The 22,330-nt window shown below is 68.3% G+C and carries 17 protein-coding genes and 3 pseudogenes; 4 read left to right on the plus strand and 16 right to left on the minus strand.

Going from position 1 to position 22,330, the window contains the following annotated elements:
- Positions 1–59: 59 nt before the first annotated feature.
- Entirely contained in the window at positions 60–398 is a 339-nt protein-coding gene (locus ACQEVY_RS05915) for a MarR family winged helix-turn-helix transcriptional regulator (protein ID WP_432945520.1), read from the minus strand.
- Positions 399–440: 42 nt separating this feature from the next.
- Between ACQEVY_RS05915 and ACQEVY_RS05920 the strand changes: the two are divergent.
- A pseudogene (locus ACQEVY_RS05920) lies at positions 441–866 on the plus strand (alpha/beta fold hydrolase); the annotation flags it as partial.
- On the opposite strand, the pseudogene ACQEVY_RS05925 reads toward ACQEVY_RS05920, so the two are convergent.
- The 3 genes and pseudogenes from ACQEVY_RS05925 to ACQEVY_RS05935 all read right to left on the minus strand — a co-directional run.
- A pseudogene (locus ACQEVY_RS05925) lies at positions 823–1,902 on the minus strand (RNA-guided endonuclease InsQ/TnpB family protein); the annotation flags it as partial. The pseudogenes ACQEVY_RS05920 and ACQEVY_RS05925 overlap by 44 nt on opposite strands.
- 13 nt (positions 1,903–1,915) lie before the next feature.
- The gene (locus ACQEVY_RS05930; RefSeq protein ID WP_432945522.1) at positions 1,916–3,268 is read right to left on the minus strand and encodes an FAD-dependent monooxygenase; all 1,353 of its coding nucleotides are present in this window, start codon (positions 3,266–3,268) and stop codon (positions 1,916–1,918) included.
- Entirely contained in the window at positions 3,265–4,668 is a 1,404-nt protein-coding gene (locus ACQEVY_RS05935; RefSeq protein ID WP_432945524.1) for an MFS transporter, read from the minus strand. Before ACQEVY_RS05935 ends, ACQEVY_RS05930 begins: the two co-directional genes overlap by 4 nt.
- 174 nt (positions 4,669–4,842) lie before the next feature.
- Between ACQEVY_RS05935 and ACQEVY_RS05940 the strand changes: the two genes are divergently transcribed.
- A complete protein-coding gene (locus ACQEVY_RS05940; protein WP_432945527.1) occupies positions 4,843–5,475 on the plus strand; it encodes a TetR/AcrR family transcriptional regulator in 633 nt (210 codons plus the stop codon).
- Between the two features lie 440 nt (positions 5,476–5,915).
- Here the strand turns inward: ACQEVY_RS05940 and ACQEVY_RS05945 are convergent.
- The 8 genes and pseudogenes from ACQEVY_RS05945 to ACQEVY_RS05980 form a co-directional block, all read right to left on the minus strand.
- Positions 5,916–7,661 (minus strand): annotated as a pseudogene (locus ACQEVY_RS05945) (RICIN domain-containing protein); the annotation flags it as partial.
- Positions 7,662–7,780: 119 nt separating this feature from the next.
- Positions 7,781–9,931: a beta-galactosidase gene (locus tag ACQEVY_RS05950; RefSeq protein WP_432945529.1), complete on the minus strand. Its 2,151-nt coding sequence runs from the start codon at positions 9,929–9,931 to the stop codon at positions 7,781–7,783.
- Positions 9,932–9,959: 28 nt separating this feature from the next.
- A complete protein-coding gene (locus ACQEVY_RS05955; RefSeq protein ID WP_432945531.1) occupies positions 9,960–10,892 on the minus strand; it encodes a carbohydrate ABC transporter permease in 933 nt (310 codons plus the stop codon).
- Positions 10,889–11,815 carry a carbohydrate ABC transporter permease gene (locus tag ACQEVY_RS05960; protein ID WP_432945534.1) on the minus strand — a complete coding sequence of 309 codons (927 nt, stop codon included), beginning with the start codon at positions 11,813–11,815 and terminating at the stop codon, positions 10,889–10,891. The genes ACQEVY_RS05955 and ACQEVY_RS05960 overlap by 4 nt, the downstream gene beginning before the upstream one ends.
- Before the next feature lies 1 nt (position 11,816).
- Positions 11,817–13,199: an ABC transporter substrate-binding protein gene (locus ACQEVY_RS05965; RefSeq protein ID WP_432945536.1), complete on the minus strand. Its 1,383-nt coding sequence runs from the start codon at positions 13,197–13,199 to the stop codon at positions 11,817–11,819.
- Between the two features lie 391 nt (positions 13,200–13,590).
- Positions 13,591–14,736 carry a LacI family DNA-binding transcriptional regulator gene (locus ACQEVY_RS05970; RefSeq protein ID WP_432945538.1) on the minus strand — a complete coding sequence of 382 codons (1,146 nt, stop codon included), beginning with the start codon at positions 14,734–14,736 and terminating at the stop codon, positions 13,591–13,593.
- 216 nt (positions 14,737–14,952) lie between these two features.
- Positions 14,953–15,942, minus strand: coding sequence for an endonuclease/exonuclease/phosphatase family protein (locus tag ACQEVY_RS05975; protein WP_432955086.1), 990 nt, complete (start codon positions 15,940–15,942; stop codon positions 14,953–14,955).
- Between the two features lie 152 nt (positions 15,943–16,094).
- Complete coding sequence (locus ACQEVY_RS05980) at positions 16,095–16,748, minus strand: M15 family metallopeptidase (RefSeq protein ID WP_432945540.1); 654 nt, start codon at positions 16,746–16,748, stop codon at positions 16,095–16,097.
- A gap of 87 nt (positions 16,749–16,835) precedes the next feature.
- Here ACQEVY_RS05980 and ACQEVY_RS05985 point away from each other — a divergent pair, with 87 nt between their 5' ends.
- Together ACQEVY_RS05985 and ACQEVY_RS05990 are read left to right on the plus strand one after the other, a co-directional pair.
- Positions 16,836–17,519 carry a response regulator transcription factor gene (locus tag ACQEVY_RS05985; protein WP_432945542.1) on the plus strand — a complete coding sequence of 228 codons (684 nt, stop codon included), beginning with the start codon at positions 16,836–16,838 and terminating at the stop codon, positions 17,517–17,519.
- Positions 17,512–18,621, plus strand: coding sequence for a sensor histidine kinase (locus ACQEVY_RS05990; RefSeq protein ID WP_432945544.1), 1,110 nt, complete (start codon positions 17,512–17,514; stop codon positions 18,619–18,621). The genes ACQEVY_RS05985 and ACQEVY_RS05990 overlap by 8 nt, the downstream gene beginning before the upstream one ends.
- A gap of 59 nt (positions 18,622–18,680) precedes the next feature.
- Here ACQEVY_RS05990 and ACQEVY_RS05995 read toward each other — a convergent pair whose 3' ends face one another.
- The 4 genes from ACQEVY_RS05995 to ACQEVY_RS06010 form a co-directional block, all read right to left on the minus strand.
- Positions 18,681–19,217: a dihydrofolate reductase family protein gene (locus ACQEVY_RS05995; RefSeq protein ID WP_432945546.1), complete on the minus strand. Its 537-nt coding sequence runs from the start codon at positions 19,215–19,217 to the stop codon at positions 18,681–18,683.
- A gap of 271 nt (positions 19,218–19,488) precedes the next feature.
- Complete coding sequence (locus ACQEVY_RS06000) at positions 19,489–20,223, minus strand: SDR family NAD(P)-dependent oxidoreductase (protein WP_432945548.1); 735 nt, start codon at positions 20,221–20,223, stop codon at positions 19,489–19,491.
- A 101-nt stretch (positions 20,224–20,324) separates the two neighbouring features.
- Positions 20,325–21,608, minus strand: coding sequence for an NAD(P)/FAD-dependent oxidoreductase (locus tag ACQEVY_RS06005; protein WP_432945550.1), 1,284 nt, complete (start codon positions 21,606–21,608; stop codon positions 20,325–20,327).
- Between the two features lie 49 nt (positions 21,609–21,657).
- Positions 21,658–22,323: a haloacid dehalogenase type II gene (locus ACQEVY_RS06010; protein WP_432945552.1), complete on the minus strand. Its 666-nt coding sequence runs from the start codon at positions 22,321–22,323 to the stop codon at positions 21,658–21,660.
- Between the last annotated feature and the right edge of the window lie 7 nt (positions 22,324–22,330).

The following is a 22,330-nucleotide window of genomic DNA, read 5'->3' on the forward strand; positions in this document are numbered from 1 at the left end:
GGCGATCGCGCAATCCTCCAGGCAGTCCCGCGCTTCGCCTTTGCTTATGTCACCGCAGTTCAGGGCTGATACAGGGCTTCGGTGGTCCCGGCAAGGGCCTGGGCTAGATCCGGCACCAGGTGCTCAGGGATGTGGTCGAGGACGCGCCGCCGTGCGCTGGCAAGGTGGGTGGCTTGGGCCGAGCGCATGGCGCGCAGACCGGTGTCCGTGAGGACGGCGTGGTTGCCGCGTCGATCGTTGTCGTGACGTTCCTTGCGGACCATGCCGTGGTGGGCCAGCCCATCGACCACGCGGGTGATGCGGGAGGGTGTGAGACCGGCCGCGGCAGCGAGTGCGGACATACGCATGCGCCGGTCGGGGGCCTCGCTCAAGAGGAGCAGGACCGCAAACTCGGTCATGGTCACGCCGGTTCGGGCCATGTGATTGGCGGCGCCGGTCCCGTGGTCGTCCTCGTGCACAACTGGCCGTTCACCTGGATCGAATGGCGGGCCGTTATGCCGCTCCTCGCTGAGCGGGGCTTCACGGTCGTCGCACCGGACCTGCGCGGTTCCGGCGACTCGGCCATCCCGGCAGGGCACTGGACCAAGCGAGACGTGGCCGAGGACCTGCACCAACTGCTGCGGCACCCCGGCCACGAACGCGTCTTCATCGTCGGTACGGACGTGGGCTCGTTGACTTCCTCCCTCTCGTGGACGAGGGGGATTCCTACGGCTCGCGCCGTGGGGTTTTCTGCTTCACCGCCGACTGCCCGCCCGGAGTTCTCCGTTGAGGTCTTACACCGGCTCCACAGACAGACACCGCCAGCCCGGCGGCCAGAAGGTTCTCAGCGGCGTTCACGTCCCGGTCATGGGTCGTGCCGCAGCTGCCGCACGTCCAGGTACGGACATGCAGCGGCATCGCCTCAGCGAGGCTGCCGCAGGTCGAGCACAGCCGGGTGGAGGGAAAGAAGCGGTCCACCGCGACCACTTGCCGCCCGTACCAGTCGGCCTTGTACTCCAGCATGCTGCGGAACTGGGACCACGCGGCATCCGAGATGGCGCGGGCCAGGCTCCTGTTCTTGACCATGTTGCGTACGGTCAGATCCTCGATCACGAGCGTTTGGTTTTCACGCACGAGTCGAGTGGTCAGCTTGTGCAGCACATCCCGCCTGCGGTCGGCGATCCGGGCGTGGATCTTGGCGACCTTCTGGCGGGCCTTTTGCCGGTTGGCGCCCTCACCCTTGGCCTTGCGGGACAGCTCCCGCTGGGCCTTGGCCAGGCGCTCGCGGTCGCGGCGCTCGTGCCGCGGGTTGGCGATCTTCTCCCCGGTCGACAGCGTGAGCAGGTGGTCCAGGCCCACGTCGATGCCGACCGCCGTATCGGTGGCCGCGAGCGGCTTGACCCGCGGATCCTCGCACAGCAGGGAAACGTACCAGCGTCCCGCGCTGTCCCGGCTCACCGTCACCGTGCTCGGCGTCGCCCCCTCGGGCAGGGAACGGGACCAGACGATGTCCAGCGGGTCGGCCATCTTCGCCAGTGTCAGCTGGCCGTCGCGGAACCGGAAGGCGGAGGAGGTGTACTCCGCGCTCGCCCGGGAGGTCTTCTTCGCCTTGAAGCGCGGGTACTTGGCGCGTTTGGCGAAGAAGTTCGCGAAGGCGGCCTGCAGGTGCCGCAAGGCCTGCTGCAGCGGCACGGAGGAGACCTCGTTGAGGTAGGCCAGTTCCTCGGTCTTCTTCCACGCGGTCAGCAGGGCCGAGGTCTGGTTGTAGTTGACCCGTTCCTGCCGCGCCCACGCCTCGGTACGGGCGGCGAGGGCCATGTTGTAGACCTTGCGCACGCATCCGAAGGTGCGTGACAGCTCGGCTGCCTGCGCATCGGTCGGATAGAAGCGGTACTTGAAGGCCCGCTTCACGTGAGTGGCCATGGCTCACAAACTATCACATCAACTTGTGATTCCTGCCTGGTAGTTGGCGATGGACGCCGATCCGCCCGGGAGGCGAATCGGCTTTCCCTGCCCTGCTCCGCAGGACGCCGTCTCCTGCCCCGCCTGAAGGCGGGGGTGTCCACGGAGGAATCCGGATGAACTCGGGCAGAGTGAGCGCCGAGTGGGCCGGTCTGCCCTCCGCGGAAGGCATGGTGCTGAGGTTGCGCAGCATGTCGTTGCGCTGTTCCAGGGCGTGGGCGGTGGTGGGGAAGAGTGTGGCACCACCCTCGCCGACCAAACCCTGGTTCATCGTCACGAACTCGCGGGTGCTGTGTTCGTAGGCGGCGAAGCCTGCGGCGTGGTCACGGTCGGCCAGCGAAGCGGCGAGCATGTACGCGCCGACGAGCGCGAGGCTGGTGCCCTGTCCGGTGAGGAACGAGGGTGCGTACGCGGCGTCGCCCACGAGCGCGACCCTGCCGCTGGACCAGCGGGGCATGCGGATCTGGCTGACCGCGTCGAAGAACAGGTCGTCCGCGTCGCGCAGGGCGGCGAGCATGCCGGGGACCTGCCATCCAGCGTCAGCGAAGACCGTGGCGACCAGGGCCCGTTGGGCTTCTGGGTTGCGGAACGCGGCGTACGGCGGTTGCGGGTGGGCGAAGTTGAGGAAGGCGTGTACTTCGTCGGTGTCCCCTACGGCGTAGAGGGCCGCGGCTCTGCCCGGGGTGTTCCACATCAGGGTCTCGTGGGAGAGGCCGAAGGTGTTGCGCATGGTGAATACGGCGAAGCAGTAGCCGAGGTAGCGGTGGAACTGTTCCTCGGGGCCGAACACCAACTCCCGGGTGCGTGAGTGCAGTCCGTCCGCTCCGATCACCATGTCGAACGTACGGCTGCTGCCCCCGCGGAAGGTGACGTCGACCCCGTGGCCGGACTGCTGGTCGAGGGTGTCGATGGAGTCGTTGAACAGGAACTCCACGTCGTCGCGGACCGCCGTGTAGAGAGCGCTGGTCAGGTCCCCGCGCCGTACCTCCAGGTCCTGTCCCGTGACACCGCCGGTGACGGTGTGCGGGTTGACCGAGGCCACCTCGCTGCCGTCGCCGTCGAGGAAGGTCAGCCGGCGCAGGTCGATGTGCGCGTCCTGCAGTCGCGGGAGGATTCCCATCCTCCGGACGACCTCGAGTGCGGTGCCGCGTACGTCGATGGGGTAGCCGCCGTCGCGAAGGGTGCCCGCCTTCTCGACCACGGTGACGGCGAATCCGTAGCGGTTCAGCCAGTACGCGAGGGCGGGTCCCGCGACGCTGGCCCCGGATATCAGGACCGTGCGCCTGGGCGTAGAACGGATGTCCCTCAACTGATCGGTGCGGGTCATGCCTTGGCTCCTTTGCTCATGGTGCGGACGACAGGCAGGGCCAGCACCGCGACGACGCCGGCGATGAGGAAGCCCGTGACGAAGGCCGATTCGGCCGGGACATCCGCCCCAGAAGGGGTCCCCGAGGTGAGGAGCACGCCACCGAGCATCCCGCCCATGGCGGAGCCCAACACGCGAGTCACCAGAATCAGGCTGGTGGCGATGCCGGTGTCACTCTCATCGACGGAAGACGCGATGCTGGTCACCATGGCCGTAACGCACAGGCCGTTCGCAAGCGCGATCAGCGCCTTGCCGACGACGATGTGCCAGACCTCGGTGTGTGCGACTGACAGGGCGAACAGGGCGGTGGCCATGATGGCGACCGCGGCAGCGACCACGGCACGCGAGCCGAAGCGCTGCTCCCCGAACCCACCGGCCGGCCCGGCCAGCGTCGCGACCACGGCGCCGGGCAGGAGGATGAAGCCGATCTCGGTGGCGCTGGCCCCGAAACCGTACCCGTCGCCGGACACGTCGAGCAGCTGCGGAACGAGAAAGACCCCCGTCGCGGTGCCGAGGCAGATCACGAACGTCAGCACACACGACTTCCAGATCACAGGCCGTGCCAGCATGCGCAGATCGATCATCGGCGCGGCCGCACGACGCTCAACGGCTACCCATCCGGTCACCAAGGCGGCCAGAAGCACGATGAGCGCGCCGAGCACGAGAGGCTGCGAGCCGGCGTCGGGCGCCACCGCGAGCGCGAGCATGAGCGTGAGCAGTATCCCGCTCAAGAGCAGCATGCCCGGCCAGTCGATCCCGGCACCGTCCGAACGGCCCGGCGGATCAGACGGCATCAGCCTGTTCACCAGCAGGGTGAACCCGATGACCGCGAACGTCGGCAGCGCGAACATCCAGTGTCGGGAGAGCGCTTCCGCCACGGGCCCGGCCGCCAGAAGCCCCACCATCGAGCCCCCCACGAACATCCCGCTGACCAGCCCGATGGCCACCTTGGACTCTCCCGCGGGGAGGTGTTTGCGCACCACGATGAACGACAGGGGCAGTGCGCCTATCATCGCCCCCTGCAGTACCTGGCCGAGCAGCAGCACGGGCAGGTTCGGCGCCACCGCGGACACCAGGCCACCGACCGAGACCACCGCCATCAGCCTGATCAGGATTCGTTTTCCGCCGTAGCGGTCGCCGAGCTTGCCTGCGAGCGGAGTCACGAGCACACCGGTGATGGCGAGCACGATGTTGAGCAGCGCCCCTGTGGATGGACTGATATCCAGCTCGCGTTGCAGGAGCGGGAGCGTCGGCGCCACCACGGATTCCAGGGCACCGGTGGAGATTGCCAGTAAGCCGAGAGCCCAGACAGCGGCTTTCCCCATGCGGACCGGGGGAGCCAGAGTCGCGGTCGTGGTCATGAACGTCCTTTCCGTCATTGCCGGGCGAGTAAGGGGCCGGCCGTACGCGTAGCGCTGCCGCCTTGCCGGGCCCGGCGCGGACACAGCGGCTATTCACGCGGGGCGCGGTGGGCCTCGTACTCAATGGACGGTACTACACTACACCGTGCAGTGTAGAACGCTTAGGATAAGCCCATGCCGACCACGAAGACACTGCGTGAGGGGTCCGCGCGGAAGCGGGCCGCCATCCTCACGGCAGCCCGGGAACTGTTCCTCGCCGATGGCTTCGACCGGTCCAGCGTCGACGCGATCGCCGCCCGGGCCGAGGTGTCCAAGCGGACGGTCTACGACTACTTCGGCGACAAGCAGACGCTGCTGCAAGCAGTCGTCGACGCCGTCGGCCAGCAAATGATCACCACGATCCGGCGCACCCTGGACGACACCGTCACCAACCTCACCGAGGACACCGAACTCGAGGACGCCCTGGTCACGTTCTCGATGCGCATCGCGACCGACATGCTCGGCTCGACGGAGTACGCGACGCTGCAACGACTGGTCCGGGCGGAATCCCGCAACCTGCCGCACCAGGGCTACAACTCCATGGCCGACACCCCCGACGAGGCCCTCGCCGAGCGGTTCGCCGCCCTCGCCGAGGCCGGACTGCTCGAGGTCCCCGACCCCCGGCTGGCGGCCGACCAGTTCATCGCGCTGACCTTCGGCGTCGCGCTGGACAGGCTCGGTTCCGCGAACGCCACGGAGGACCCCCGCGTCCGGCCACTCGTCGTCGAGGGAGTACGGACCTTTCTGCGGGCGTACCGAACCAGGTAACCGCAGGTCACAACAAGCACGCAGGGCTGAGGAGCGACGAACCCGCTCCTCAGCCCTGTGAAAGCCCTGCTGATCCATACGGCCTTCAGATCACCGACAGATCATCGTCCGGAGGCACTCCCCCGCACCTTGGCCGTGTCCCACATCAGCGGCCCCTCGTCGAACACCACGGCGATCTTGACTTGCGTACCGGCGGCAAGAGTCCCCGGAAGCGCCACGCTGCCCTTCTGGCTCTCGTCGAAGGAGACCGCGCCGAGGTCCGTGACCTTGCCGTCCGCCGCGAACGCATACGCGCGGCCGGTCTCGTTCGCATGCAGGGCCGTGCCCGCGGGATCCGACGCGGCGGCGTTCAGCGACACCGTGGCGTTCCCCCTGACGGTGCTCGTCGTCAGGCGCTTCGAGCGCCGGTCCTTCGTCAAGTCCGCGGCGGCCGGGGCCTGTTGGACGAGCTGCCACTCCTGCGAGCCGTCCGCGACCGCGTTCTGCAGGGTCAGCGGGGCGCCGGCGGATGTGCCGGTCAGGTAGACGTTCGTGTTCTTGGCGGCCTGGAACTTGTAGTACCCGTCGTCGGTCTTGACGAGGTTCCAGACGCCTGTCGGGCTGTTGTCGACCCACTGGCCGATCCTCTGGCCGACCGTCGCGTTCCCGGTCCAGATGCCCGCCATGCGGCCGCCCGACTTGTTCAGCAGCGTCGTGCCACCCTGCGGCGCGGCAACCACATGCCAGTACTGCGTGTCCTTGTTCGCCGCCGAGCCGGCGTCCTCCAGGCGTACGTCGGGAACGTCCCCGTTGCCGATGTTGGCGTCGTTGGTCCTGCCACCGGTGCCTATGACCTGCCCGGTCTTCCGGTTCACCAGCTGGTAGTAGGCGCCCTCCGAACGGCCTTGGTCGACCTCGGAGTACCGGATCGTCGAGGTGCCCTGGTGGTTGAGGATCGAGATACGGCCGGTGCCCTCGACGTACTGCAGGGTGCGGCTGTAGGAGGCCGGCGCGTTCGTCTGGTACTCCTTCCACACGCCGTCGCTGCGTCCGCTCTCGTTGACCCAGACGTTGCCGCTGCCGGCCGCGTTGTACACCAGGCGCCCGTCGGGGAGGTTGATGACGACCGGGCTGCCGTTCACCGCGAGCCGACGCGAACCGGTGTCGACCGGCAGGGAGGTGACGGGGTTGTCCGTGGCGCCGCGGTAGAACTTCAGCGGGTCGTCGGCGATCACGTATCGGGTGTTGGTTCCGCCGCCCCAATACTCGTACGGGAGCAGCCACTTGCCGTCCGTCGTCGGGACGACCGTCGTCATGCCCGGCCGGCCGCCTCCGATCTGCGTCTTGCCGCCGCCCATGTCCTGCGTCAGGCCCGCGACATCGAGGACGGGCTCGCTCCACTCCGCGCTGCGGCCGTTCCAGGTCTTGTGGACGAGGATCTGGCCGTGCGAGTCCGGGGCGGTGTCGTTGTCCGGATCCAGCTTCGGCACACCGGTGACCGGGTCGTAGCCGAGGTAGTCGTTCTCGTCGGAGTAGTAGCAGACGAGCTTGCCGCCGTGGACCATCAGGTACGGCTCCCAGAGGGGATCGACCTGCTTGTACGCGTTCGCCTTGGCGACGTTCTTGCCGATCGCGCCCGCGCTGCCGCCCTGCCAGCCCCCCGTCGCGATGACGTTGAGGACCTTCCAGGACTCCCCTTCGTCGGTGCTGGAGTACAGGGCGAGCGCCATGTCACTGCGGTCTCCGTCGTTGGACGGCACCCAGTTCGGGTCGGCGGCCTTGTTCTCGAGGTAGTAGTGGTCGTCGCCCGTCACGATGGTCGCGAGGAGCAGCGTGCCCTTCTTCAGTTTGCCGACGTCCTGGGGAAGCGTGTAGAGGAACGGGCTCGCCCAATTGCTCTTGTACTTCGCGTACTTGGGGTCCTTGGAGAGGTACGCCGGAGCCTTGACGTCCGCCAGTGGCTGCCACGACGTTCCGTAGTCGTCGCTCTTGTAGACCGGCATCGTCTCGCCGTCGGCGCTGCCCGTCTCCTCTACGACGGTGGCCTTCTCGAACGTCGCGACGAGACGTCCGCTCTCCAACTGCGCCGACTTGACGTAGATCGCGCAGTTGCCCCGGCCCTTCAGGCAGGCTTCATTGCCGAGTTGGTAGATGATCCCGCCCGTCGGGTTGTACGCGTACGCGCTGCTCATGGTCAGCGCCAGCATCGCCGAACCCGCGACGAACGTTCCCGTCGCTCTGCCAAGTCTTCTTCTCTGCACAGCCCCTCCTCGGGGATTGGAAATGATCATGGTGGTGCCGTCGAGTTGGATCGGGAGTTGGAGGATCAGGAGTTGGATGACGTAACAAGTACTCGTACGTCCCAGGCGCCGAGGTCCAGCGCCGAGCCGGCTGGGACGGACGTGCCGTTCAGGACGTCGGTCAGCGACACGGGGGCGGAGACGCGGGCGGGCTCCCAGCTCCAGTTGTGGACGACGTTGACGCGGCGCCCGTCGGAGGACGTACCGGTTGTCGCGGTGACGGATTCCGGCAGGTCCCGCCAGCCGTGGCGTGCGGAGGGTGCCAGCCAGGTCGCCAGCGCGCGGGCGAGGGCGCGGCCTGGGATCGTACCGACGTAGGTGATACGTCCCCTGCCGTGGCGGCGGGTGGTGATGGCGGGCCAGCGGCCGAAGTGCGGGTGGTCGTACGCCGCCAGGACCTCGGCGTCGGTGACGGTCAGGCCGTCGGACCAACGGGTCGCCGACGCCTCCGGCGGCAGACGCAGGGGGCTGCCGGGCGCCGGACGGACCGGGAGGTCGCGCGCGAGGTTGCTGAATTCGTCGTACGTGACGCCCGCGGCCTCGGTCAGGCGGCCGGGCGCCGCCTCGTGCCGGGCCCGCGCCTCGTGGTCGGCGTATCCGGTGCGTGGGCCGAGGACCAGGTGACCGCCCGCGTCGGCATAGGCCGCGAGCCAGTCGAGGGTGGCGTCGGCGGCGATGTACAACCCCGGTACGACCAGCACGGGGTGACGGCGTGCGGCCTCCTCCGGCGCCAGGCTCGCCCGTTCGCCGCGCGGGTCGTGCAGCTGCCGGGCGTGCACGATGCGCACCTGGCGGCCGGCCTCGAAGGCGCCGCGGTAGAAGGGGTCGAAGATGCGGTGGTACGCGGCGGGGTCGGGCTCGCCGTCGGCGGTCGCGAGCGGCGGGTGCTTCTGCATCAGCCACTTGCTCGGCGTCGAGTAGACCATCGTGATGTCGGCGTCCGGTTCGAGCCCGGCGACGAGCGGGCCTGCCGCCTCGAACTCGGCGCCCAGGCGGGCGAGTTCGGCGTACGCGCGGCCGGGCTGTCCGCTGTGCGGCAGGACGCCGCCCCAGTAGGTCTCGGCGCCGAAGCGCAGTGTCTGCCACTGCCAGTACTCGATCATCCGCGCCCCGCGCGCCACATGCGCCCACGCGGCCTGCCGCCACTGGCCGTCGTAGGCGGGGCGGTTGTCCCACGGGGTGCCGATGCACTGGGCGTTGGTCTCGGTGACCAGGAAGGGTTCCTGGCGGGAGGAGAACATCCAGTCCGCGGTCTGGTACATCGACCAGACGCCGGTGGTTTTCCATTTCTGCTCGTGGTCATCGGGCGTGGGATCCGGGAGTAGCAGGCCGTCCTGCATGTCGTAGTACGGGTTGCCGGAGGCGATGTCGAGCCGCGCGGACAGCTCCTCGTCCTCAACTCCCTGGCGTGTGTACGAGATGCAGGTGGTGACGAACTGCCCGGAGCGGACGTACTCGCGCACGATGTCGGCCTGCCACCCGATGAACTCGGTGACCTGCCGTGCCTGGAACTCCCGCCACGCGACGTCGTATTGAGGCTGGACGTTGCCGTCCGGAGTCCACAGGTCCGCCCACGTCGACAGCCGGTGGGACCAATACACCAGACCCCACTCGCGGTTGAGGGTCTCGACGTCCCCGTACCTGGCGCGCAGGTGGTCGACGAAGCGCTGGAAGACGCCGTGGTTGTGGAGGAGGTGCAGGCCGGGTTCGTTGTCGACCTGCCAGCCGATGACCGCCGGGTGGTCGGCGTACCGGGCGACGATCTTGCGGATGATGCGCTCGGCGTGGAAGCGGAACGCGGGGTGGGTGAAGTCCGCCTCCTGGCGGGCTCCCCAGCCGAGACGTTGCCCGGTGGCGAACTCGCCGGTGATCTCCGGGTATTGGCGGGCCAGCCACGGCGGCACCGCGTACGTCGGCGTGCCGATGATGACGGAGATGCCGCGCTCGTGGGCGCCGTCGAGGACCGGCTGGAGCCAGTCGAGGTCGAAGCGCCCGTTCTCCGGCTCCCAGGTCGACCAGACCGATTCGCCCACCCGGATCACGGTGAAGTTCGCCTCGGCCATCAGGTCGAGGTCGGTCTTGAGCCGTTCGTCGGGTCGCAGTTCGGGGTCGTACTCGGGCGTGTACTCGTGGTAGTACGCGGCGCCGAACAGGACGCGGGCGGGCAGTTCCGCCATGTAGCAACCTCCGGGAAAGTAGGGGGAGTTACTGCTTGACGCCGCCGGTGGCCAGGCCGCTCTGCCAGTAGCGCTGGAGCATGAGGAAGGCGATGACGAGCGGCACGATGGAGATCAGGGAGCCGGTCACGACGAGCGGGAGCATGTCGCTGCTGGCGCCGGCTCCGCCGTTCTGCGCCTGGGCGGCCCAGGAGGAGAGACCGACCGTGATCGGGTACAGATTCGGGTCGTTGAGCATGATCAGCGGCAGGAAGTAGTTGTTCCAGGTCGCCACGAGCGTGAACAGCAGCACGGTCACCAGGCCCGGGGCCAGCAGCCTGAGGGCGATCCGGAAGAAGATCCGCCCCTCCCCCGCCCCGTCGATGCGCGCCGCCTCCAGCAGGCTGTCCGGGATGGCGTCGGCCGCGTAGACGCGCATGAGGTAGAGACCGAAAGGGTTGACGAGGGAGGGCAGGATGATCGCCCAAGGGGTGTTCACCAGGCCGACCTCGGCGAACAGCAGATAGGTCGGGATCGCCAGTGCCGTGGCCGGGACCATGATCGCGCCGAGTACGAGGTTGAAGGCGGCCCGGTCGCCGCGGAAGCGGAACTTGGCGAAGCCGTAGCCGGCGGCGGCCGCGATCATCGCCGCGCCGACCGCGCTGACGACGGCATACAGGGCGGTGTTGAGCAGCCAGTCGACGAAGACACCGTCGTCCTGGGTGAAGGTGTGGCTGATGTTGTCCAGCAGTTGCGGGGCGCGGGAGAACCACAGGCCGAAGCTGTCGAACAGGTCCTGGGTGCTCTTGGTCGAGGCGACCAGGAGCCAGAACAGCGGGAGGAGGAAGTACGCCAGGGCCGCCAGCATGGCGATCGTCAGCGGGGTGCTGCGGCGGGGGGCTGCGGACTGGCGCCGCTTCGGTGCGGTGGGGGCTGTTGGACCGGCCGGTGCGGTCGTCGCCTTCGGCATGGTGGTCGTCACTTGTCCCTCCTTCGGTTCGCGGTGAGCAGCACGGCGTAGGAGGCGATGACGATGACCAGACCGAGGAGGAAGGACACCGTGGCCGCGTAGTTGACCTGCTGGCCGGTGAAGGCGAGGGAGTAGGCGTAGAGGTTGGCGGTGTAGGAGCTGCTGATGACGTCGGGGGCGATCTTCATCAGCAGGTTCGGTTCGTTGAACAGCTGGAAGCTGCCGATCACCGAGAACAGCAGGGTCAAGAGCAGCGCGGGCCGTAGCGCGGGGAGCTTGATGGACCAGGCGATGCGCCAGGCGCCGGCGCCGTCCATGGCGGCAGCCTCGTATAGGTCGTGCGGGATGGTCCGCAGGGCCGCGTACAGGATGATCATGTTGTAGCCGACGAACTCCCAGGTCACGATGTTCGCCAGGCTGCCCAGCATCCAGCCCTCGCTGAGGAAGGCCGGGGCGGGCAGGTCCAGGTTCCGGCTCAGCTGGGCGAACGGGCCGAAGTCCGGGCCGTAGAGGTAGCCCCACATGAGGGTGGCGACGACGCTCGGGACCGCGTACGGCACGAAGATGCCCAGCCGGATCACGCGCGCCAGGCGCAGCAGGCCGCTGTCCAGCGCGAGCGCGAAGAGCAGCGCCAGCAGCAGCATCAGCGGAACCTGGATCACGAAGAACAGGGCCACGCGTCCGACGCCGTGCAGGAGTTGAGGGTCCTTGAGGGCGGTGACGTAGTTGTCGAGACCGACGAAGACCGTGCCGCCGATGAGCTGTTCCTGGAAGAGGCTCAGGTAGGCGGCGTAACCGAGCGGGGCGAGGAACAGCAGGACGAAGAGGATCAGGAACGGGGCTACGAACAGGGGGCCTGCCGAGACGGACCGGCGACGCGGGGACGGTCCGGCTCGGCGCGACTTCCTGGCGTAGGCCGCGGTCGTGGCAGCCACCTCACGCCTCCTTGACGGTGAAGCCCTGCTTCTTGGCGTACGAGGTGAGCCGGGACTGCCACGTGCCCAGCGCGGCGACGGTGTCCGACTGATCCGCGAGGGACTTGCCGACGGTCTCGGTCCAGTCGGTCGCCGCCTGGTCGTAGAACGGCGGCCACTGGAACTCGGGCGAGACCGTTTCGCTGATGTCGGCGAAGATCTGGTTGACCTTCTGACCGCCGTAGAACTCGGGCGCGGCCCCGGTGAAACTCGCGTCCGCGAGCACGGCCTTGGTCGCCGGGAAGAAGAACTGCTCGGTGGCGAACATCTTGGCGCTCACCGGATCGCTGTTGATGAACTGCGCGAACTGCGCCGCCGCGATCTTGTTCTTGGTGGCCGCGGTGACCGCGGTCGTGGAGCCGCCCCAGTTGCCGGAGACCGGCTTGGCGGCATCCCACTGCGGCAGCGGCGCCGCCCGCCACTTGCCCGAGGTCACCTTGGCCGAGCCGGACAGGAAGGACGGGCCCCAGGCCGCGGTGAGCCAGGTGGCGTACTTGCCCTTGTTGAACCCGGCGTACCAGGGGTCGGTGAAGTCCGGGTCGGTGCTGATGACGCCTTCCTTTGCGAGCCCGCCCCAGTACTCGCCGAGCTTCTTGGAGACGGCGTCGTCGACGCTGATGGAGAGATCGCTCTTGCCCGAGGTCGCATACGGCTTTCCGCCGGCCTGCCACAACAGGCCATGCCAGGCGGCGGGTGCGTTCCTCGCGAGGTTGGTCAGGTAGACGTCCGGGTCCGCCTTGTGGAGCTTGCGAGCCGCGGCGGCGAATTCCTCCCAGGTCTCGGGCACTTGGATGCCGTGCTTGTCGAAGATGTCCTTGCGGTAGAGCATCCCCATGGGTCCGGTGTCCTGGGGTATCGCCCAGACCTCTCCGCCGGGTCCGCTGACCTGTCCCCAAGTCCAGTCGACGAACTGGTCCTTGAGTTCCGTGGCGCCGTAAGGGGCAAGGTTCAGCAGGCTGTTGGTGATCGTGAAGGTGGGGATCGCCTGGTACTCGATCTGCACCATGTCCGGTGCGCCCTTGCCGGCCTTCAGCGCGGTACGCAGCTTGGTGTAGTGGGCCACGCCCTGGCCGGCGTTGACGACCTTGACCTTGATCGCGGGGTACTTCTTCTCGAAGAGCGCGATCTCCTGCTGGATTTCCGGGACCCAGGTCCAGAACGTCAGCTCGGTCGGCGTCTTCATCGCCTTGTCGATCTCGGCCTGGCTCACGGGCTCGGCGGAGGAGGAGCCGGAGTCGCCGTCGCCGCTGCACGCGGCGAGCGCGACACCGAGGGACACCGCACCGGTCGAGGCGAGGAACCGCCGACGGCTCATGGAGGACGTGGGAACGATGGATCGGGGCATGGTGAACTCCCGCCGAAGGGCAGACGAATGGGCAGAGGGCAAGGCGCATGGGCAGAGGTACGGAGCGCCTGGCGAGGGCGCTTCGTATGGGGTGGGAAGGGGGTGGTGGGGTGTGCGCGTACGTCGGTACGTCCGTACGTCGCTACCAGGGCATCGGGGTCGCCATGGTCGGGGCTGCGTCGCGCGGGCTGATGCGGCTGGCGTGCGCGCTACGTGCCGTACTGCGTCGTGCTGTACTGCGGAAGTCCACTGTTGTGGAGGCTTTTTGATGAGCGGTCAGCGAGGGCGGCTCCTCGCCGTCCGGCCGTGGGCGGGGTGCCGCCCGGGCCGACGTATGCGGGGTCAGTCGGTGGTGCGCGGGCGTATCAGTTGGTTGGGGAGGGCGGGCGGATCAGCTGGTGGTGGGCGGTCCGTCCCCGGCCGCGGGTAACTGTGCCGGGTCGCTCGGGCCGGAGTCTGAGGTCGTACGTCGCCCGTGTGCCGGGGTCTTCCGGGTCGGCGGGCGGGTCGGCGGAGGTGCGGTCGAGGCGCGGACGACGAGTTCGACCGGCGGATCGTGCGCCGGCGCCGGCTCCGCGTCCGGTTTCTCGATGGCCTGCACCAGGAGCCGGATCCCGTCGTTCGCCACGGCGTCGAAGGGCTGGCGCATCGTGGTCAGCGGAGGGATGACATAGGCAGCGATGGGGATGTCGTCGAAGCCGACGACGCTCACGTCCTCCGGCACCCGCAGGCCGGCTTCCGTCAGCGCGCGGATCAGACCGATGGCCATGTCGTCGTTGGCCGCGAACACCGCGGTGACGTCTCCGGCGGAGGCGAACTCGCGGCCCGCCGTGTAGCCGGACTCGGCCGACCAGTCGCCCTCGATCACGGGCGGCTGTTCCCTGCCGCGTGCCGACAACGCCGCCCGCCAGCCCTCGAGACGGTCCCGGGCGGCGAACCACCCCTGCGGACCGGCCAGGTGATGGACCGTCACATGGCCCAGGTCCAGCAGATGTTCGGTGGCCGCCCGGGCCAGCGACTCGGCGCCGACCCCCGCGGCCACCGTCCGCGAACCGCCCAACGCCGCGGGCGCACCGAGGACGAGCACCGGCACCTCGACACTGAGCGAAACCAACCCCTCGTCGATCGGTTCGGATACGACGATGCCGTCCACGCCCTGCTCGAGCAGTGACTCCACGGCCTGGGCGACGCCTCCCGGCTCGCCCTCCAGCGTGTTGACCACCCGGATCGCATAACCCGCGTCCCGGGCTGCCCGCTCGACGCCGATGAGCAGCGAGGCGGGCCCGAACAAGGCGGTTCCCAGCGTGACCACGCCGATGGTGCGGGAGCGCCCCGAGGCCAGTGCGCGGGCCGCGTTGTTCATCCGGTAGCCGAGTTCCTCGGCGGCTTCGAGCACGCGCCGGCGTACCTCGTCGGACACGTACCGCTCACCGTTGAAGACCCGCGACACCGTTTTCTGCGAGACGCCCGCTCTCCGGGCCACGTCCACGCTGCGCGGCGCGGCGGGGCTGCCGCCCCGTCCTCCCACTCGCGTCATTGCGTCTCCCGATGCTCGGCGGCTCAAATCCTAGCCAGTCATGGCCCGGTGCCGGTCAGCCGGTCCGGCTGACCGGCCGTATGACTGCGCTGTCATGACTGCGGTGTCATATCTACGCAGTCGAACAGAACGTGTCAAGACTTCGCGCAACATCGCGGCAACCGCGGCCCTCGGGTGCGGTCGGTTGCGGGCTGCCATCGCGAGGTTGCGCGAGGTTCACCAGCTGATTGCGGCCGCCACCGGCCGGTGGTCGCTGCCGGTGGCCGGCAGTACCCACGAGCTCGCGGGCTCCACGCCGCGGACCAAGATCTGGTCGATCCGCGCCACCGGGAAGGACGCCGGCCAGGTGAAGCCGAAGCCGTCACCGGCCGCCTCCTGGACCGAATGCAGCTGCGAGGTGATGCCGTCGAGCGCGCGGTCGTCCACGGTGCCGTTCAGGTCGCCGAGCAGCACCACCCGCTCGTTCCGCTCGGCGGCGATGGCCTGGCCGAGCGCCTGCGCGTTTCGGTCCCGCGAGTCCGTCCAGAAGCCCGTCCGGGGAGTCACGCGTACGGATCCCAGGTGGGCCACATACACGGCCAGCGGCCCGTGGTCGGTGGTCACCGTGGTGCGCAGCGCCCGGTTGTAGGCCAGCTTGACCTCGGCCGGCTTGGTGTCCCCCAGCGGCCCGGCGTCCTGCTCGATGTCGACCGGCCGGGTGTCCGACAGCGGCAGCTTGCTCCACAGTCCGACCGTGCCGAGCACCGAGTGGTACGGGTACGCCTTCGCCAGCTCCTTCTCGTACGTGCCTCGGGCCTGCTCGGTGATCTCCTCCAGGGCCAGCACATCCGCGCCGGAGGCCGCCAACTCGCGGGCGGTGCCTGCCGGTTCGGGATTTTCGGCGCCGACGTTGTGGCTGGCCACCGTGAGATCGCTGCCCGGCTGGGACTTGTCGCCGAGCAGCCCGCCGAAGAGGTTCAGCCACACCGTGACCGGCAGCAGCAGCGCGATCATTGCGGAGGCGGAGCGGCGCCAGAGTGCCCCGGCCAGCAGTATCGGGATGCCCAGGCCGAACCATGGCAGGAACGTCTCCACCAGGCTGCCGAGGCCTCCGATCCGGTTCGGGATCTTCGGGTACAGCAGCATGAGCAGGCCGAGTAGCAGCGCCAGCGCCGCGAGCACGGGGCCGCGCTTCCAGGGCTCCGGCCGAGAGCACATGCGGATCATCCGGCGGATGCTCGCGCGCCAGCTCACGGCACCTGCTTCCCGGCGGACGCCCATACGCCGCGTACCGGAGCCGACATCAGGGCGGCGGGCGCTGGCCTGACCTGTCTCCGCCGTGTCCACCTGCGCGATCGCCTGTCGTCGCTCGCTGCCGGTCACTGCTGCATCCTCGGGTCCTCGGTGGGGTCGGCATACATGGGCGGGCAACCGCCGTCGATCGCGTCGGTGCGCAGTTCGTAGTGCCAGGGTTCGTTCCGGTAGGTCTGGCACAGGCCGTACTCGGCGCCGTGCTCGGACAGCCATGCCGTCGCATCGGAACGCCCGATGTCGACGGCGTCGCCGGACACATGAGGAGACGTCTCCGGGGTGGCCACCCATCGGGCGGCCTCGCCCTCGGATCCGTACTTGGAGATCGCCTCGCGAAGAAGCTGATTCTGGTATTCCGGGGAACGCCAGCCGCTATTGACGTAGAACTCGACTCCGTCGTCCGCGGCATCCGTCGCGGCCTCATGGAGGGCCTTGCGTAAATCGGGATCGAGTTTGGCCACGGCCGGAATCGCGTCATCGAAGACCGTCACGTCGTCGAGGACGACGCCGTCAGCCTCTCCGAGCGCACCTCCGTGCTCACCGTGACGCGGATTCGGTGGTGATGCCGCCGGGAGTGACGAGGAAGGCGAGGTGGACGCGGGCTCCTGCCCCTGGCAGCCGAGGACCGCGATGATCACTGCTATGAGCGCGATCAGGTCGACGACAAGGAGTCGGCGAATTCGGCGAGTTGGGGTTCGTGCTGATGGTGGAGTTCGGGTCATGCCGCCAGTGAAGGCAGCGCGGCGTTGCGGGCACGTATGCGGTTTTTGATACGCGGACGATATGTGGCGGCTCGTAGCATCGAGTGCATGCGTGTGTTAATCGTCGAGGACGAACCCTATTTGGCAGAAGCCGTCCGCGATGGCCTGCGCCTGGAAGCGATCGCCGCCGACATCGCCGGTGACGGTGACACCGCTCTGGAACTGCTGAGCATCAACGACTACGACATCGCCGTCCTCGATCGCGATATCCCGGGCCCTTCGGGCGACGAGATCGCCAAACGCATCGTCGCCTCCGGCAGCGGCATGCCGATCCTCATGCTCACCGCGGCAGACCGTCTCGACGACAAGGCCTCCGGGTTCGGACTCGGCGCCGACGACTACCTCACGAAGCCGTTCGAACTGCAGGAACTCGTGCTCAGGCTCAGGGCACTCGACCGCAGGCGGGCGCACACCCGGCCTCCCGTACGGGAGATCGCGGGCCTGCGGCTGGATCCGTTCCGCAGAGAGGTGTATCGGGACGGCCGCTATGTCGCGCTGACCAGAAAGCAGTTCGCCGTACTCGAAGTCCTTGTCGCCGCCGAAGGCGGTGTCGTCAGCGCCGAGGAACTCCTGGAACGCGCGTGGGACGAGAACGCCGACCCGTTCACCAACGCCGTACGCATCACCGTCTCGGCACTGCGCAAGCGGCTCGGCGAACCCTGGATCATCGCCACCGTGCCCGGGGTCGGCTACCGCATCGACACCGGACCTCCGGGAGGGGACCGTGGATAGGCAGCCCGGGCTGAGCGTCCGCCTCAAACTCACCCTCAGCTATGCCGGATTCCTCATGGTCGCCGGCTTCCTGCTGATCGCTGCCATGGGAGTGTTTCTCCTGCGAAAGGGGTGGTTGCGAACCAACCCAGAGGGGTCATGGAGAGCAACTCCGGGCACCGAATTCGTGCGCGGTTTCGCCCCCATGGCAGTCGCAGTAATGGCGTTTCTCCTGGTCTTCGGCCTCCTGGGGGGATGGATCCTCGCCGGCCGCATGCTCGCACCCCTGACCCGGATCACGGACGCCACCCGCCGGGCCACCGACGGATCGCTCTCCCACCGGATCCGGCTGCCGGGCCACCAGGACGAGTTCCGCGAACTCGCCGACGCCTTCGACATGATGCTCGCGCGGCTCGAAGCACACGTCGCCGAACAGCGGAGGTTCGCGGCCAACGCCTCTCACGAGCTGCGCACCCCGCTGTCGATCTCGAAGACCCTCCTCGAGGTGGCCCGTACCGATCCGAACCAGGACACGGGCGAAATCATCGACCGCCTCCACACCGTCAACACCCGAGCGATCGACCTCACCGAGGCACTGCTCCTGCTCAGCCGCGCCAACCAGCGCGCCTTCACCCGAGAACAGGTCGACCTGTCCCTCATAGCGGAGGAAGCCACCGAAACGCTCCTCCCCCTGGCGGAGAAGCACGGCGTCACCATCGAGACGTACGGCGACGTCACCCCCACCATCGGATCGCCGGCGCTCCTGCTGCAGCTGACCATGAACCTCGTACACAACGCGATCGTCCACAACCTGCCCGAACAGGGCACCGTGTGGGTCAACACCACTGTCCACCCCACCACTGTGCTGCTCACCGTCGAGAACACCGGCGAGAACCTCACCCCGAAGCGAGTCTCGACACTCACCGAACCGTTCCAGCGCGGCACGGAGCGCGTACACACCGACCACGCAGGCGTCGGCCTGGGCCTGGCCATCGTCAAAACCATCACCCAGGCCCACGACGGAACACTCACCCTCACCCCGCGCCCCGCCGGCGGGCTCCGCGTCACCGTGCAACTACCCGCGCCGATCATGAGGAAGACCCCGGCAGCATCCGGTACTTGAGGCGGGTGGCACCGGACGCCTCGACGGCCCCTACAGCCGGCCAGTAGTTGCGACCGTGCCTACTTGCGCACGTGGAAGCGCAGCATGGTGACCCCGCCCGACTGGACGTTGCTGAACGGTTCCAGGTCGATCCGGTCGAGGCCCGGCGGAGCGAAGCGGACGCCGTCGCCGAGCAGCACCGGCAGCACGTACACCAGGATCTCGTCGACGAGGCCGCGCTGCAGGCACTGGGCGGCCACGTCGGCGCCGAGGATCTCCAGGTTCTTGTCGCCGGCGGCGTGGCGTGCCGTGGCGACGGCTTCCTCGATGTCGCAGGTGAGGAAGGTGACGTTGGGGTCCGGCTCGTCGGGCGGGCGGTGGGTGAGGACGAACTGCGCCCCGCCGTCGTAGTCGGGGTTCTCGTCGGACATGCGCTTGCCGACCTCGTACGTGCTCCGGCCGATGAGCATGGCGCCCGTGGCCGCCATGACCTCCGGGAACGTCGCCGACGTCATGTGCTCGAAGACCCAGTCCATCGTGTGGCCGGGACCGGCGATGAACCCATCGAGGGACATCACCCTGTTCACGACCACTTTGCCGGTGCTCGCATCCGTCATGCGTCTTCTCCAAGCAGGTGGAGGGCGGGATCGCATCATAGGTCGGTGAGCAACATCTTCTCCGGCGGTAGCCACGACCTGGACCTGTCCAATGGCGCCACCGCGGTGTTCATCGACGTGCTGATGCTGGCCGTGTCCGATCTCGCCTCCGAGGACTGGGACTTCCTGCTTCGCGGCAATCCGACGCACCGGCGGAGTTCAGTGAAGCCATCGAGACGTGGTGGGCAGAACTGGCCGTTGATGGCGACACGGCCTCATAATCGCCAGCCTGTCAGAACGCGGTGTAGCCCCCGTCCACCGGAAGCACCGCCCCCGTGACGTATGACGACTCCGGGCCGGCGAGGAAGAGAACCGCGTCGGCGATCTCTTCGGGGGTGGCGAGCCGGCGGAGGGGGATGGAGTCCTCTCTCTCGCGTCGGTAGGCGGTGGGGTCGGGGCGTCGCTGGATCGAGGCCTCGATGACCGGCGTTATGGTCAGGCCAGGGGCCACCACGTTGACGCGGATGTTGCGGGGCGCCCATTCGATGGCTGCGCCGCGCGCGAGGGCGATGAGGCCTCCCTTCGCGGCGGAGTACAGGGTCTGGTTCGGCATTCCGACCATGCCGAGGCGCGAGCTGACGCACACCATCGACGCACCCGACTCGGGCGCCAGCGGCATCAGGTGCTTCATGACCAGGAACGTGCTCAGGAGGTTGCTGTCGAGCACGTCGCGTGCGTCGTCGGCCGTTGTCTCTTCGAGCGGGCTGGACCGCTGGAGTCCGTGGCAGAGGACGACCACTCCCACTCTGCCCAGGTGATCCGCCGCTCGAGCGGCGAGCTCGGAGACGAAGGGCTCGTCGTTGAGGTCTCCCGCGAGGTAGAGATCGTCCGGGTGGGTCTCGGGCAGCTCGGGTCGCCGTCCGGTGAGCAAGAGGTTGGCGCCCTCGCGGCGGAAGTGGGAGGCGACCGCCTGGCCGATCCCGCTCGATGCTCCGGTGATCACGGCGTTGACGCCCTGCAGTCTCATGTACGTACGTTCCTCGTCAGTCGTCGGGCAGGCGGGCGCCACGGGGACTTCCCTCAACATCGCGGAGATGTCCCCGTGGTGTCACCACCGTCGGCGTCGGCTCAGAGCAGCCTGTCCTTCGCCTTGTAATAGGCCCCGCCGAACGGCAGGAACCAGGGCGTGCCGTTGTAGAAGGGGACCGGCACCTTCGGGAAGCCGAAGCCGCGCAGCGGGTTGGCCTCCGGCTTGCCGTCCATCATCTCGGCGACCGCGCGGCCCATGTACGTGGCCATCTGGACGCCGTGGCCGCAGTAACCCATGGAGTAGTACAGGCCGTTGACCTCGCCCGCGTGCGGGATGCGGTCCCAGGACATGCCGACCATGCCGCCCCACACGTAGTCGACCCGCACCCCGGCCAGCTGCGGGAAGATCTCGGTCATCTCCCGCTTGAGGATGTCGCCGCTCTTGATGTCGGAGGCCGGGTTGGAGGGGGCGAAGCGGGCCCGGCCGCCGAAGGCGAGGCGGTTGTCCGGGGTGAGGCGGACGTAGTGGCCGACATTCTTGTGGGCGACCATCAGGCGGCCGTTCGGGATGAGCTCCTTGGCGCGTGCCTCCCCCAGCGGCTCGGTGACGATGATGAAGCTGCCGACGTTGATCAGCCGCTTGCGGAACCACGGCATCGACTTGTCGGTGTAGGCGTCCGTCGCCGCCATGACCTGCTTGGCACGGATGGTGCCGTTCATGGTCTCCACCAGGAAGCCGCCGTCAGGGAGGCGGGTGAGGCCGGTGGCGGCGTTGCGCTCGTGGATCTCGGCGCCGGCACGCTCGGCGGCGTCCGCGAGGCCGCCGACGAACTTGCCCACGTGCAGGCCCGCGCTGAGCGGGTCGAGCAGGGCGCCGTGGTAGTAGTCCGAGCCTAGCTCGGCCCGCAGTTCGCTCTTGCTCAGGACGACCGTCTCGTGGCCGAAGTTGTCGGCCAGGTCGCGCTGCTTGGCGCGCAGGCCCTCGAAGTGCCCGGGCTTGCAGACCAGGCCGAGGCGCCCGGAGCGGTTGAAGTCGCAGTCGATCTGCTCCTTCTGCGTCAGCTCCTCGACGAGGTCGACCGCCTCGCGGAAGGCGTTGTAAAGCTCGAGTGCGCGCTCCTGGCCGTAGCGCTTGCGCGCATCGCCGGGGCTGATGGTGATGCCCTGGGTGCACATGCTGCCGTTGCGCCCGGAGGCGCCCGAGCCCACCTTGTCCTTCTCGACCAGGACGACCCGGGCGCCCTTGCGTGCGGTGTGGTAGGCGGTGGACAGCCCGGTGAGGCCGCCGCCGATCACCACCACGTCCGCCTCGTCGGGCAGGTCCTTTCCGGAACGGTCGGGGAAGGCGGGGGCTGTGTCCAGCCAGTAGGGGATCTGCTTCATGGCGTGCGTCCTCTGTGTTCTGGGTCCTGTGTCGCCGTTACGCCGTGGGTCAGCAGCCGAGCAGCGCCGGCAGGCCCGACAGGTCGGGCAGCTCGTCGTACGGCTGGTAGTCGGCGCTGCCCAGTCGGCCGTAGCGGTTGATCCACACCCGGCGCTTCAGGCCGAGGTCACGGGTCGGGATGTGGTCGTACTCCCAGCCCTGGGCGGTGTGGATGACCTGGGAGGGCTCGACGCCCATGGTCTTGAAGGCGTGCTCGAAGGTCTGACGGTCCGGCTTGTACGCGCCGGCCTGCTGGGCGGTGATGACGTAGTCGAACTCGACGCCGATGTTCTGCACGTTCCGCGCGATCAGGTTGTCGTCGGTGTTGGAGATGATGGCGATCTCGTACTTGCTCTTCAGCGCACGCAGCGCGTCCGGGACCTCCGGGAAGGGACCGAAGGTGGGCACGGCCTCGACGAGCGCGTCGCCGTCGGAGGTGCGGTACTCCAGGCCGTGCAGGCGCATGGCGTTGCGCAGGCTGGAGTGCAGGACCTCGTGGTACGGGCGGTAGGCCTCGAGGACGGCCTGGAAGCGCATGACGCGGAAGTCGTCGAGGAACTCGTCGACATCCAGGTTGTCCAGGTCGAGCCGATCCTCGAGGACCTTCAGGGTCGTGGGGCCGAGCTGGAAGTTGATGAGGGTGGCGTAGGCGTCGAAGGTGACGATCTCTCGCATGGTGTTC

The sequence above is a fragment of the Streptomyces sp. CA-288835 genome, assembly GCF_050936385.1.
Taxonomy (GTDB): Bacteria; Actinomycetota; Actinomycetes; order Streptomycetales; family Streptomycetaceae; genus Streptomyces.

Bases quoted from the DNA above. Each gene is read 5' to 3' on its own strand.
- ACQEVY_RS05970 (WP_432945538.1), bottom strand. From the start codon at position 14,736: ATGACGCGAGTGGGAGGACGGGGCGGCAGCCCCGCCGCGCCGCGCAGC.
- ACQEVY_RS06005 (WP_432945550.1), bottom strand. From the start codon at position 21,608: ATGAAGCAGATCCCCTACTGGCTGGACACAGCCCCCGCCTTCCCCGAC.
- ACQEVY_RS05940 (WP_432945527.1), top strand. From the start codon at position 4,843: ATGCCGACCACGAAGACACTGCGTGAGGGGTCCGCGCGGAAGCGGGCC.
- ACQEVY_RS05980 (WP_432945540.1), bottom strand. From the start codon at position 16,748: ATGACCCGAACTCCACCATCAGCACGAACCCCAACTCGCCGAATTCGC.
- ACQEVY_RS05985 (WP_432945542.1), top strand. From the start codon at position 16,836: ATGCGTGTGTTAATCGTCGAGGACGAACCCTATTTGGCAGAAGCCGTC.
- ACQEVY_RS05950 (WP_432945529.1), bottom strand. From the start codon at position 9,931: ATGGCGGAACTGCCCGCCCGCGTCCTGTTCGGCGCCGCGTACTACCAC.
- ACQEVY_RS06010 (WP_432945552.1), bottom strand. From the start codon at position 22,323: ATGCGAGAGATCGTCACCTTCGACGCCTACGCCACCCTCATCAACTTC.
- ACQEVY_RS05975 (WP_432955086.1), bottom strand. From the start codon at position 15,942: ATGATCCGCATGTGCTCTCGGCCGGAGCCCTGGAAGCGCGGCCCCGTG.
- ACQEVY_RS05915 (WP_432945520.1), bottom strand. From the start codon at position 398: ATGACCGAGTTTGCGGTCCTGCTCCTCTTGAGCGAGGCCCCCGACCGG.
- ACQEVY_RS05930 (WP_432945522.1), bottom strand. From the start codon at position 3,268: ATGACCCGCACCGATCAGTTGAGGGACATCCGTTCTACGCCCAGGCGC.
- ACQEVY_RS06000 (WP_432945548.1), bottom strand. From the start codon at position 20,223: ATGAGACTGCAGGGCGTCAACGCCGTGATCACCGGAGCATCGAGCGGG.
- ACQEVY_RS05965 (WP_432945536.1), bottom strand. From the start codon at position 13,199: ATGCCCCGATCCATCGTTCCCACGTCCTCCATGAGCCGTCGGCGGTTC.
- ACQEVY_RS05935 (WP_432945524.1), bottom strand. From the start codon at position 4,668: ATGACCACGACCGCGACTCTGGCTCCCCCGGTCCGCATGGGGAAAGCC.
- ACQEVY_RS05995 (WP_432945546.1), bottom strand. From the start codon at position 19,217: ATGACGGATGCGAGCACCGGCAAAGTGGTCGTGAACAGGGTGATGTCC.